Below are 12,012 nucleotides of genomic sequence, written 5' to 3' on the forward strand. Positions count from 1 at the left end.
TATGTGTCTTGCGGCGCACCTTGGTGGTGCGGAACGGAGTGTTATGCTGACTGTCCCACCATGTGACCTAGGTCACATGCCGGTCTGGCTGAATGCCTTACCGTAGTAGCTACCGCACAGAATGGCAGCGCCACGGCAAGGCCGATTGACATCGTTTTTAACAGTTTGTTGCGTGTTGAGGCAAGCCGCTTTACAGACGGTTGCAGAAGCCCGTCGGCTGGCGCCTCCGCTCACAGGCTGTGTGGCCTGGAACGATCTGCACAATTGCGCGTCGGGTGGCAGGCACCCGGCGTGAAGAATTGAATGCCTCTCGCATGCAGCGTCTCTGGGCTTGTACCGTTTTTTCTATTGTTTTTCAAAACGGAGACAAGTCGATGAACCACCCCTCATTCGAAGGACAGCCTACTATCGAGGCGCCCGCGTGGGTCAAACACCGAAAGCTGCTCGACTGGGTCCAGCGCGTTGCCGCCAGGACCAAGCCGGACAGGGTCGTCTGGTGTGACGGTTCGCAGGAGGAATACGACCGGCTTTGTGCACAGATGGTCGAAGCAGGCACACTCAAGAAGCTCAATCCCGCCAAACGCCCCAATTCTTATCTGGCATGGTCCGACCCGTCCGATGTGGCGCGCGTCGAAGATCGCACCTTCATCTGCTCGCAGCGCCGCGAAGACGCAGGTCCCACCAATAATTGGATCGCACCGGCCGAAATGCGCTCGACGCTCGACGGCCTGTTCGAAGGTTCCATGCGCGGCCGCACCATGTATGTCGTGCCGTTTTCGATGGGCCCGCTCGGCTCGCCGATCGCGCACATCGGCGTTGAATTGAGCGACAGCCCGTATGTGGTCACCAACATGCGCATCATGACGCGTATGGGCCGCAAGGTTTACGACGTGCTGGGCGAAGACGGCGAGTTCGTGCCGTGCGTCCATTCGGTCGGCGCGCCGCTCGCGGCCGACGGGAAAGACGTGCCGTGGCCGTGCAACGAAACCAAATACATCGTCCATTTCCCCGAATCGCGCGAAATCTGGAGCTATGGTTCGGGCTACGGCGGCAACGCGCTGCTAGGCAAGAAGTGTTTCGCGTTGCGCATCGCCTCGACCATGGGCCGCGACGAAGGCTGGCTCGCCGAACACATGCTGATTCTCGGCGTGACCTCGCCGGAAGGCCGCAAACATCATGTCGCGGCGGCGTTTCCGTCGGCGTGCGGCAAGACCAACTTTGCAATGCTGATTCCGCCGGAAGGCTTGAACGGCTGGAAAATCTCCACGATCGGCGACGATATCGCCTGGATCAAACCGGGCAAGGACGGCCGCCTGTACGCGATCAATCCGGAAGCCGGCTACTTCGGCGTGGCGCCGGGCACGAGCGAGAAGACCAACTTCAACGCCATGGCCACGTTGAAGGAAAACGTGATCTTCACGAACGTCGCGCTCACCGACGACGGCGACGTCTGGTGGGAAGGCATGACGGATGATGCGCCCGCGCACCTGATCGACTGGCAAGGCAAGGACTGGACGCCGGCCAGCGCGAAGGAAAGCGGCCGCAAGGCGGCGCATCCGAACGCGCGCTTTACGGCGCCGGCGTCACAATGCCCGTCCATCGACCCCGACTGGGAAAATCCGGCGGGCGTCGCGATCGACGCGTTCATCTTCGGCGGGCGCCGCTCCACGACGGTGCCGCTCGTCACCGAAGCGCGCAACTGGGTGGAAGGCGTCTACATGGCCGCGACCATGGGCTCCGAAACGACCGCCGCCGCAGCCGGTCAGCAGGGCGTGGTGCGCCGCGACCCATTCGCGATGCTGCCGTTCTGCGGCTACAACATGAGCGACTACTTCGGTCACTGGCTGAAAACCGGCGAGCGTCTGGAGCAACTGAACGCGAAGCTGCCGAAAATCTTCTGCGTCAACTGGTTCCGCAAAGGCGCGGACGGCAAGTTCGTATGGCCGGGCTTCGGCGAGAACATGCGGGTGCTGAGCTGGATGGTCGGCCGGATCGAAGGCACGGCTCACGGTGAGGAACATGCGTTCGGCGTGTCGCCGCACTACGAGGACCTCGACTGGCGCGGGCTGAATTTTAGCCGCGAGCAGTTCGAGCAGGTTATTTCCGTCGACGACGCAGCCTGGCGCGCGGAATTCGCGCTCCACGCCGAGCTGTTTGACACGTTGCAGCAAGGCTTGCCGCCCGCGCTGACGGAGGCCAAACGCGCGCTCGAAGAGAAGCTCGCCGCCTGATCAGGTGAGTGTTCACTTCGCACGGAACCGCCTTCGGGCGGTTTTTTGTTGCCGCTCGCTCGCATGACGAGCTTCCTGGTTTTGCCACGCCGACGACCATTCCGTCTGTTCGGACAAAAAAGGCAGTTCAAGCTGCACTGCAGCAGATTGTTTCCTTTTCAGGAACAATTCCTGATCGTGCCCCACACTGGGGAGCACAGTCGCACAAATATTGACAATATTTCCGCTTTCGCGGGCAACTTCTGCACGATTCCGCGAGTCGTAGGAGAATTCCAAGTTCGCTTCGCTGGTTTTCCCCGATTGTCAGGAAGCTGTAACACGGCAGGAGTTGTCCTATGGATCATTTGCAGTCGATGCGAGTTTTCGTCAGAGTGGCGGATCTCGGCAGTTTTGCCCGCGCTGCGAGCGCGATGGATATTTCCAACGCAGTTGCGACCCGGCACGTTGCGGACCTCGAAGGCCGTCTAGGTACGCGGCTGCTCAATCGCACCACCCGCAGCTTGTCTTTGACCGAATCAGGTCAGGTTTATCTCGAGCGCGCGCGCCAGATTCTCGACGAACTGGAAGATGTCGAGCAGATGGTGGTCGCGCGCAATCACGAACCTGTCGGCACGTTGCGAATCGTCGCGCCGGTCGTGTTCGGATTGCACAATCTGGCACCCGTGCTCCAGACGTACGCGGAGCGTTATCCGAAAGTCATTCCCGATGTCACGCTGGTCGACCGTCAGGTGGATCTGGTCGAAGAAGGCTTCGACGTGGGCGTGGTGATTGCGCGGCAAATGCGCAGCGCAAGTATTGTCACTCGGCGTCTCACCACTGGTTGCATGACGGTGTGCGCCACGCCGGCTTATCTTGAGAAACACGGCATGCCGACGCGTCCGGAGCATCTGCTCGAGCATCCGTGCCTGAGCCTGCCGTCCGAATATTGGGGCGACGAGCGCGTGTTCACCGGCCCGGAAGGCGAAGTGCGCGTGCGTCCGGCGAACGTGATCGTCGCGAACAATACGGAAATGCTGCGTCAGTTTGCGTTGCTCGGCATGGGCATCGCGATCCTGCCGAGCTATCTGATCGGCCGCGACATGACGCGTGGCCGCCTTGTGCGTCTGCTCGGCGATTACCGGTTGCCGCAGGTCGAGATCAACATTGCGTATCCGAGCCGCCGTCACTTGCCGGCTAAGGTGCGTACGTTTATCGACCATCTGGTTGAGCATTTCAGCCAGACGCCGAATAGTCTGCTGGGTGAACAGTGGATCAAGGAAGACGGCCTCGGCCGCGCCGTCACGACGACGGCGCTCGATTCCGCGGACGCCATGCCGCCGGAAGCGTTCGACGGCGCTGAGCCGCTCTCACGCCTGCTGGACAGCGAGTTATCGCCGCTGCCGAAGACGCTGGCCAAGACGACGCCTCGCACCCGGCCCACAGCTTTGTCGCCGCTGTAAGTCGCGAATCGGGCAAGCCTGCAAAGCCGCTGATAAGCGCTTTCGCCGGACAAACAAAAAGGCGCGGTCACGTGATGTGATCGCGCCTTTTTTCATGGCAAATTCAAACGAAGCGAGCCGGAAGCGAATCCTCTTCCGGCCTTCCCGCGACCAGTTCGACTTACGAGCCGGTTTTGCGCGCCACCGCTTTCTTGGCGGGTGCTTTCTTGGCCGCAGCGGTCTTGGTCGCCGGCGCTTTTTTCGCCGCTGTCTTCTTGGCTGCCGGCGCAGCCTTCACGGCCACCGACACTTCGTCGTCGTCCGACTCCGCTTCTGGGGCAGCCTTCGCAGCCGACTTCGCCGCTGCGGTCTTCGCGGCAGTCTTCGCCGACGGTTCCTTCTTTTCGAACTCGAAACCGATCTTGCCGTCGTTCTGCTTGACGAGGAACGCCTTGAAGTTACGGCCGGTACGCGACGACTTGAAGTTCGTCAGCAGATCCGTGCGGCCTTCTTCGAGCAGCTTGGCCATCTGTTCGCGAGCAATTTCTTGCTGCAGGATCACCTTGCCCGAACGGAAGTCACACGTCTTCGGATTGGCGACCGAGTTTTCGCAGACGTAGCTCATGCCGTGCTCGAATACGCGGCCCTTGCACTTCGGACATGCGCCCACCGGTTGCTGATCGGAGAAGTCAGGCGGTTCGCCGTCTTCGCCGCCCGCATCCTGGCCGAAGTCGAATTCGAGCTTGTAGTTCTTGATCTCGTCATCGAACGACAGCTTCAGGATCGCCGAGAAGGGGCGGCCCATCTTGCTGCGGAAACCCGACAGCGGACCGATCGTCTTGTTCTGCAGCAGTTCTTCGACTTCCGGAATTTCGAACTGACGTCCGCCCGGAATTTTCGAAATCGAGAACTCGCATTTCGAGCAGGCAAAGCGCCGGTAGTTTTCCTTTACCTGACCGCCGCAATTCGGACAAGGCGTTTGCAACGTCGCGTAATCGCCCGGGATCGTGTCGGAATCGTATTCTTTCGCGCGCTTGACGATGGTCTGCGTCATGCGGGCGATTTCCTGCATGAACGCGTCGCGCGGCAGGTTGCCGCGTTCCATTTGCGAGAGCTTGTACTCCCACTCGCCGGTCAGTTCGGGCGCCGTCAGTTCCTTCACGCCCAGACCGCGCAGCAGCGTCATCAGCTGGAAAGCCTTGGCGGTCGGAATCAGATCGCGGCCTTCGCGGATCAGATACTTTTCACCCAGCAGACCTTCGATGATCGCCGCGCGCGTGGCCGGCGTGCCGAGCCCCTTGGCCGCCATGGCTTCGCGCAGTTCGTCGTCTTCGACGAGCTTGCCCGCGCCTTCCATGGCCGACAGCAAGGTTGCTTCGTTGTAGCGTGCGGGCGGTTTCGTCACCAGTTGCTGGGCGGCGATCTTGTCGGTCTTGACCTTTTCGTCTTTCTGCACCGGCACGAGGTTCGCGTCTTCGCCGCTGATCTCGCGGCCGTAGACTTGCAGCCAGCCGGGCTCGACCAGCACCTTGCCTTCGGTCTTGAAGTGATGGCCGACCACTTCCGTGATCCGCGTCGTCACCTTGTATTCGGCGGCGGGGAAAAACACCGCGAGGAAACGCTTCACGACGAGGTCGTAGAGCTTCTGTTCGGGCTCCGACAGATTCTTCGGCGCCTGCAGGGTCGGGATGATTGCGAAGTGGTCGCTGATCTTCGAGTTGTCGAAAATGCGCTTGTTCGGCTTCACCCAGCCCTTGTCGAGCACCTGCTTGGCATACGGCAGATAGTTGTTGCTCTCCTTGAGCATGCCAAGCGTCTCTTTGACCGTATCCAGGTAGTCTTCCGGCAGCGCGCGCGCGTCGGTACGGGGATAGGTCAGCACCTTGTGCTTTTCGTACAGCGCCTGGGCGAGGCCCAAGGTGTTCTTCGCCGAGAAGCCGAAGCGGCCGTTGGCCTCGCGCTGCAAGCTGGTCAAGTCGAACAGCGCCGGCGACAGTTGCGTGGACGGCTTCGATTCTTCCGTCACCGTGCCGATCTGGCCACGGCAGGCGGCGACGATCGTTTCGGCCGCGGGCAACGCCCACAGACGCGAATCGCGTTTTTCCGGATCGAACTCGTCGCGCTTGAATTTCGGATCGAACCAGCGGCCTTCGTAGAAACCGGCCGCGCAGACGAACTCCGCTTTCACTTCCCAATAGTCGCGCGGCACGAAGCGGCGAATCTTCTCTTCGCGCTCGACCACGATCGACAGCGTGGGCGTCTGCACCCGCCCGACCGTGGTCAGGAAGAAGCCGCCGCCTTTGCTGTTGAACGCGGTCATGGCCCGCGTACCGTTGATGCCGACCAGCCAGTCCGCTTCCGAGCGGCAACGCGCCGCATCGGCGAGCGGCTGCATCTCTTCGTCGCTGCGCAGACGGGCGAAGCCGTCGCGGATCGAGCCCGCCGTCATGGATTGCAGCCACAGGCGCTGCACCGGCTGCTTGGCTTTCGCGTGCTGCGCGATCAGGCGGAAAATCAGCTCGCCCTCGCGCCCCGCGTCACATGCGTTGATCAGACGGTCGACGTCTTTGCGCTTGAGCAGTTTGGTCAGCACCTTCAGGCGCGACTCGCTCTTGGCGATCGGGTTCAGATCGAAGTGCGGCGGAATGACGGGTAGATTGGCGAAACTCCACTTGCCGCGTTTGACTTCGTAGTCTTCAGGCGCGGCAATTTCCAGCAGATGGCCGACTGCCGAGGAAAGGACGTACTCGTCGCTCTCGTAGTATTCGTCATGCTTGGTAAATCCGCCCAAAGCGCGCGCGATGTCGTTCGCGACGGAAGGCTTTTCGGCGATGATCAGTGCTTTGGACATGACTCGATGTGAGGTTGGTAGATCAGGGTTGATGGCCGTGAGTGCGCTTCTGTTAGCGCTACCCTCGTTTGCGACCTTTGCGACCCATTAACGACCGCTTTATAGCACACGGCGCGAGACCGGCGTGTCAAGTGCCATAAAAAGCGCGAATTCATAATTGCGTGCTCAGGCATTGGGCATGCCGCCGCCAACGCCTTATACACCGCTCGCAATGCCCGGGCCGCCGGGCTTGCAAGCTGGCCAGCCTGAATCAGGCAACCGCCAGCGCGGGCCGCAGTTTTGGCGCGCCGCTGACGCCGGGCACGGCCGTCAGATCAGACAACATCCGTTCCACGATCGCCGCTTGCGGCAAAACCGTGCCGAAGAATCGCGTCGTAACCGAATCTTCGATCAGGATGGTCGGAAAGTTCTCCACATCCAGATCCTCGAACCGGTCCGCATGGGTCTCTATATCGATCCATGCGAAACAGATGTCCGGGTGCCGGTCGGCCAGCTTGTCAAAAGCGTCCTGATACTCGCGGCAGGTTCCGCACCATTCCGCGCAGAGGCAGGCCACGAACAGCGTTTCGGGTTCGTTGACGCGCTCGGCGATCCGGTCTTGGTCGGTGTCGAGGTTTAGCGCGGGCATCGTGGTTCCTTGCGTACTTTTGTCAGGTGCTTTGGCGCGAATGTAGCATGACCGATCATGAATCGTGGTCAACTCTGATCAATGCCGCGTTGGCCGTGGCTTGCCCGCATGAAGCGGCCGCCGGGCAGCATGGTCACCTGGCCGGCGAGTTCCAGTTGCAGCAAGGCGGTTTGCAGGTCCGCGTCCTCCATCTCGGTACGGGTAGCGAGAATTTCAAGCGTGGTGGGCGAATGGCCGAGCGCGGCGAGGAGGCGCTGTGCTTCGGGATTGGCCGGCGGGCAGGGCGGGGCGGCGGCCAATGCTGCTTCTGCTGAATCGGCCGGAGATGCTTCTGTCGGCTGAAGCGCTGCCGGTTTCACTTGATCCGCGTCCGCGGCGCCGCGCGCGGGCCTCTTTCCCGAGCCGGCGCGGCTCCAGAAGGTGGCGTGCGCCGAACTTGAACCCGAACCCGCTCGCGGAGCCGCCCGCCGTGCGAAACCCAGTTCCTCCAGCACTTCATCCGGCGTTTCCACCAGCTTCGCGCCCTGCTTGATGATCCGATGACACCCGCGCGACAGCGGCGCGTGAATCGAACCCGGCAACGCGAAGATATCGCGTCCCATCTCGTTGGCGAGCCGCGCCGTGATCAGCGAACCGGACCGCATCGCTGCTTCGACGATCACCACGCCGCTGACGAGGCCGGCGATCAGACGGTTACGCTGCGGAAAATTGGCGGCGCGTGCTGGCGTGCCGAGCGGCCATTCGGAGAGAATCGCGCCTTGCACCGCGATTTGCCGCGCGAGTGCGTGGTGCGCGGCCGGATACACGAGGTCCGCGCCGGTACCGATTACGGCCACTGTGCCACCGATGCCTTCCAAGCCACCCCGATGCGCGGCGCCGTCGATACCGAGCGCGAGCCCGGAGACGACGGTCACACCGGCCACCGACAGCTCGCGCGCGAATCGCTCCGCGTCTTCGACGCCTTGCGGCGTCGCGCTGCGGCTCCCGACAAGGGCGACCGCTCGCGTGTGCAGCAGGTTCAACCGGCCCTTTATATATAGCAGCGGCGGCGGATCGGGCATGGTCAGCAGTGCCGGCGGATAAGCGGGGTCGTCGAGTGTCACTACCTGATTGCCGGGTTGCTCACGCCACGCGATGACCGCGTCCAGCTGGGCTTCGAAATCGGGGCCTGTCGGTGCCAGCGCTGCGCGTGCCGCGGCCTCGCCGGCAATCTCGGCGAGCGCCTCGGGCGCTTGCTCGAATATCGCTTCAGGCAAGCCGAAAGCGCTGAGCAATAAGCGCAGCGCTCCGGGTTTCAGACCCGGCGCGAGCGCAAGCCGCAGCCAGGCGGCAAGTTCACTATGGGTTGCAGGCAAAGTGTGCATTGCGGGTCGATCCTCCTGCAGGGCCAGCGGGCAGGCGGGCGCCATGCTAAAATTTTCATCATCCGAAATAACCGCAGCGCCGCGCCCACCCGCGCGGGCTCGTCGTCTGGCGCACGTGGCGCGTTGAATCGAACCGGTTCGACACCATCTATCCTCTGCGCAACGCGACGGGCTCACAACCTGGCCGAAAGGCCAACGAACCGTCAACGGGTCGGCGGCGCCCGAAAATCACACTCAAGATCATGGCTTTACTCAACATCCTCAATTACCCGGACAAACGGCTGCACAAGATCGCCAAGCCGGTTGAAGTGGTCAACGACCGCATCCGCCGCCTCGTCAAGGACATGGCCGAAACCATGTACGCCGCGCCGGGCGTCGGCCTTGCCGCGACCCAGGTGGACGTGCACGAGCGCGTGATCACGATCGACGTGTCGGACGACCACAACGAACTGCTGGCCTTCATCAACCCCGAAATCATCTGGTCGAGCGACGAAAGGAAGCTGTCGGAAGAGGGCTGCCTCTCGGTGCCGGGCATTTACGACAACGTCGAGCGTGCGGAGAAAGTGCGCGTGCGGGCGCTCAACGAGAAGGGCGAAACCTTCGAGATGGACTGTGAAGGCCTGCTTGCGGTGTGCATCCAGCACGAAATGGATCACCTGATGGGCCGCGTGTTCGTCGAGTACCTGTCGTCGCTGAAGCAGACGCGCATCAAGAGCAAGATGAAGAAGCTCGCCCACGCGATGTAATGCGCGTTCACCTCGCCTACCGCTCCCGTTCATGAGTCATTCGTTGCGCGTCATCTTTGCCGGTACGCCGGAGTTCGCCGCGGCCGCGCTGGCCGCGATTCACCGCGCCGGGTTCCAGGTGCCGCTCGTGTTGACCCAGCCGGACCGGCCCGCCGGGCGCGGAATGAAGTTGCAGGCAAGCCCGGTCAAGCGCTACGCGCAGGAGCACGGACTGGCCGTCGCCCAGCCGCCTTCGCTGCGCCGCGCCGGCAAATATCCGGCTGAAGCCGCTGCCGCGATCGACCAACTACGCGCTACGCCGCACGATGTCATGGTGGTCGCCGCATACGGCCTGATCCTGCCGCAGGAAGTGCTCGATATTCCGCCGCTCGGCTGCATCAACATTCATGCGTCGTTGTTGCCGCGCTGGCGCGGCGCGGCGCCGATTCATCGCGCGATCGAAGCGGGCGACGCCGAAACCGGCATCACGCTGATGCAGATGGATGTCGGCCTCGACACGGGCGCGATGATCTCCGAAGCACGCACCGCGATTTCCGCCGACGACACCACGTCCACGTTGCACGACCGTCTCGCGCAGGACGGCGCGAAGCTGATCGTCGAAGCGCTGATCGAACTCGAGCGCACCGGCGAACTGGCGGCAACGCCGCAACCCGCGGAAGGCGTGACCTACGCGGAAAAGATCGGCAAACACGAAGCCGCGCTCGACTGGCGCCGCCCGGCGAAAGTGCTTGCGCGCCAGGTGCGTGCGTTCGATCCGTTCCCTGGCGGTGTGGCCACGCTTGAAGACGGCTCGTCCATCAAAATCTGGGCCGCTGTTGCAACCGACGGCGCAGCCGCCGGCCACGCGCCCGGCACGATCACCGACGTCTCCCCCGAAGGCGTAGTCGTAGCCTGCGGCGAAGGCGCGCTGCGTCTCACGCAATTGCAGAAACCCGGTGGCAAACGCCTGCCGGTGCGCGAATTTCTGGCCGGCTCGACGCTGGCTGTGGGGCAGCGCTTTCAACTTCCCGAAGCAAGGTAGCACCGCTGCGTATGCCCTGAACATCGTCCATTCGGCCGATGTTCGAGACCCCGCAGGACAGGCCTGCCGCGCGTAGAATCCTTCATGCAACGGCCCCGGATTTTGAGGATTCACATGTTCGGCATTACCCATTTCGAGTTTTTCGTCGTCGCGGTCTTTCTTCTAAATGTGACGCCCGGCCCCGATACGGCTTATATCGTCGGGCGCAGCGTCGCTCAAGGCCGCGGCGCGGGTCTCATGTCGGCGCTCGGCATCTCCGCCGGCTGCTGCGTTCACTCGCTGGCCTGCGCGTTCGGCCTGACCGCGTTGCTGGCTGCATCGGCCACCGCATTTACCGTTATCAAGTTCGTCGGCGCTATTTATCTGATGTATCTCGGCGTGCGTTTGCTCTTCGCCAAGCCGGCTGTCGCCGATGACGCTGCGGGCGAAGCGCGCGCGGCCGGCGCGCCCAGGTCGCTGCGCCAGCTTTTCCTGCAAGGCTTCTGGACTAACGTGCTGAACCCGAAGGTCGTGCTGTTTTTCGTGTCGTTCTTCCCGCAATTCGTGACGACCGGCACTGATCACAAAGCGCTCGCTTTCCTCACACTGGGTGCAGTGTTCGTCATGATGAGCATGGTCTGGAACAGTTTTGTCGCGTGGATCGCGGGCAGTGTGACGCGGCGTTTCTCCGGCCGGGCGGCGGTGAAGAAGTGGTTGGATCGTGGAGTCGGCAGCGCTTTTGTCGGCCTGGGTATCAAGCTCGCCACTGCGTCAAGATGATTGAATTTTCCTGACGCGCCCATATCTAACATTTAGCTTACAATCGGGCGCCGCGATCACGCGGCGCAGATATGAACCCGCGTTAGGGCAAGGAGTTGCAGACATGTTCAATTGGGTCAAAACCGCGATGTTGATGGCCGCGATCACGGCCCTTTTCATCGTGATCGGCGGGATGATCGGCGGGTCGCGCGGCATGACGATCGCGCTCGTGATCGCCCTTGGGATGAATTTCTTTTCGTACTGGTTTTCGGACAAGATGGTCCTGCGCATGTACAACGCGCAAGAAGTCGACGAAACCAGTGCGCCGCAGTTCTATCGCATGGTGCGCGAACTTTCCACACGCGCCGGCCTGCCCATGCCGCGCGTGTACCTGATCAACGAAGACGCGCCGAATGCGTTCGCCACCGGCCGCAATCCGGAACATGCGGCGGTCGCCGCCACCACCGGCATTCTGCGCGTGCTGTCCGAGCGCGAAATGCGCGGGGTCATGGCGCACGAACTCTCGCACGTGAAGCATCGCGACATTTTGATCTCGACCATTTCGGCCACCATGGCCGGCGCGATTTCCGCGCTGGCGAATTTCGCGATGTTCTTCGGCAGCCGCGACGAAAACGGCCGTTCCACGAACCCGATCGCGGGCATCGCCGTCGCGCTGCTGGCGCCGATTGCCGGTGCGCTGATCCAGATGGCGATTTCGCGCGCACGTGAATTCGAAGCCGATCGCGGCGGCGCGCAGATTTCCGGCGACCCGCAGGCGCTTGCTTCGGCGCTCGACAAGATTCACCGTTACGCGAGCGGAATTCCGTTTCCGACCGCCGAGCAGCATCCGGCCACCGCGCAGATGATGATCATGAATCCGCTTTCGGGCGGCGGCATCGCGAATCTGTTCTCTACGCACCCGGCCACCGAGGAACGCATCGCGCGTTTGATGGAAATGGCGCGCACGGGGCGCTTCGAATAACGCTGCGCATTCCTTGCGCGGCGTGAGGAAAAA

The 12,012-nt window shown here is 62.3% G+C and carries 10 protein-coding genes; 6 read left to right on the top strand and 4 right to left on the bottom strand.

The window, feature by feature from the left end; genetic code table 11:
- Positions 1–374: 374 nt before the first annotated feature.
- Positions 375–2,231, top strand: a complete 1,857-nt coding sequence (locus B0G81_RS26010) for a phosphoenolpyruvate carboxykinase (GTP) (RefSeq protein ID WP_134138990.1) — start codon at positions 375–377, stop codon at positions 2,229–2,231.
- A 12-nt stretch (positions 2,232–2,243) separates the two neighbouring features.
- On the opposite strand, the gene B0G81_RS26015 is transcribed toward B0G81_RS26010, so the two are convergent.
- Positions 2,244–2,507, bottom strand: a complete 264-nt coding sequence (locus tag B0G81_RS26015; RefSeq protein ID WP_134138995.1) for a hypothetical protein — start codon at positions 2,505–2,507, stop codon at positions 2,244–2,246.
- Positions 2,508–2,566: 59 nt separating this feature from the next.
- Here B0G81_RS26015 and B0G81_RS26020 point away from each other — a divergent pair, with 59 nt between their 5' ends.
- A complete protein-coding gene (locus tag B0G81_RS26020) occupies positions 2,567–3,670 on the top strand; it encodes a LysR family transcriptional regulator (protein WP_134138999.1) in 1,104 nt (367 codons plus the stop codon).
- Positions 3,671–3,830: 160 nt separating this feature from the next.
- Here B0G81_RS26020 and B0G81_RS26025 read toward each other — a convergent pair whose 3' ends face one another.
- From B0G81_RS26025 to dprA, 3 genes are all read right to left on the bottom strand, one after another.
- Positions 3,831–6,500: a DNA topoisomerase III gene (locus B0G81_RS26025; RefSeq protein WP_106283962.1), complete on the bottom strand. Its 2,670-nt coding sequence runs from the start codon at positions 6,498–6,500 to the stop codon at positions 3,831–3,833.
- Positions 6,501–6,750: 250 nt separating this feature from the next.
- Complete coding sequence (locus B0G81_RS26030) at positions 6,751–7,128, bottom strand: thioredoxin family protein (protein WP_106283961.1); 378 nt, start codon at positions 7,126–7,128, stop codon at positions 6,751–6,753.
- 68 nt (positions 7,129–7,196) lie between these two features.
- Positions 7,197–8,492: a DNA-processing protein DprA gene (dprA, locus tag B0G81_RS26035; protein WP_134139004.1), complete on the bottom strand. Its 1,296-nt coding sequence runs from the start codon at positions 8,490–8,492 to the stop codon at positions 7,197–7,199.
- A 242-nt stretch (positions 8,493–8,734) separates the two neighbouring features.
- Here dprA and def point away from each other — a divergent pair, with 242 nt between their 5' ends.
- The 4 genes from def to htpX all read left to right on the top strand — a co-directional run bounded on the left by def (position 8,735) and on the right by htpX (position 11,979).
- Complete coding sequence (gene def / locus B0G81_RS26040) at positions 8,735–9,238, top strand: peptide deformylase (protein WP_106283999.1); 504 nt, start codon at positions 8,735–8,737, stop codon at positions 9,236–9,238.
- Positions 9,239–9,269: 31 nt separating this feature from the next.
- Positions 9,270–10,259 carry a methionyl-tRNA formyltransferase gene (gene fmt, locus B0G81_RS26045; protein WP_134139010.1) on the top strand — a complete coding sequence of 330 codons (990 nt, stop codon included), beginning with the start codon at positions 9,270–9,272 and terminating at the stop codon, positions 10,257–10,259.
- Positions 10,260–10,373: 114 nt separating this feature from the next.
- Positions 10,374–11,018 carry a LysE family translocator gene (locus tag B0G81_RS26050; protein ID WP_134139013.1) on the top strand — a complete coding sequence of 215 codons (645 nt, stop codon included), beginning with the start codon at positions 10,374–10,376 and terminating at the stop codon, positions 11,016–11,018.
- Between the two features lie 103 nt (positions 11,019–11,121).
- Entirely contained in the window at positions 11,122–11,979 is an 858-nt protein-coding gene (gene htpX, locus B0G81_RS26055) for a zinc metalloprotease HtpX (RefSeq protein WP_012431382.1), read from the top strand.
- The last annotated feature ends 33 nt before the right edge of the window (positions 11,980–12,012 follow it).

It is taken from the genome of Paraburkholderia sp. BL6665CI2N2 (assembly GCF_004366535.1).
GTDB lineage: Bacteria > Pseudomonadota > Gammaproteobacteria > Burkholderiales > Burkholderiaceae > Paraburkholderia.

Bases quoted from the DNA above. Each gene is read 5' to 3' on its own strand.
- B0G81_RS26010 (WP_134138990.1), top strand. From the start codon at position 375: ATGAACCACCCCTCATTCGAAGGACAGCCTACTATCGAGGCGCCCGCG.
- B0G81_RS26020 (WP_134138999.1), top strand. From the start codon at position 2,567: ATGGATCATTTGCAGTCGATGCGAGTTTTCGTCAGAGTGGCGGATCTC.
- B0G81_RS26025 (WP_106283962.1), bottom strand. From the start codon at position 6,500: ATGTCCAAAGCACTGATCATCGCCGAAAAGCCTTCCGTCGCGAACGAC.
- B0G81_RS26030 (WP_106283961.1), bottom strand. From the start codon at position 7,128: ATGCCCGCGCTAAACCTCGACACCGACCAAGACCGGATCGCCGAGCGC.
- dprA (WP_134139004.1), bottom strand. From the start codon at position 8,492: ATGCACACTTTGCCTGCAACCCATAGTGAACTTGCCGCCTGGCTGCGG.
- def (WP_106283999.1), top strand. From the start codon at position 8,735: ATGGCTTTACTCAACATCCTCAATTACCCGGACAAACGGCTGCACAAG.
- fmt (WP_134139010.1), top strand. From the start codon at position 9,270: ATGAGTCATTCGTTGCGCGTCATCTTTGCCGGTACGCCGGAGTTCGCC.
- B0G81_RS26050 (WP_134139013.1), top strand. From the start codon at position 10,374: ATGTTCGGCATTACCCATTTCGAGTTTTTCGTCGTCGCGGTCTTTCTT.
- htpX (WP_012431382.1), top strand. From the start codon at position 11,122: ATGTTCAATTGGGTCAAAACCGCGATGTTGATGGCCGCGATCACGGCC.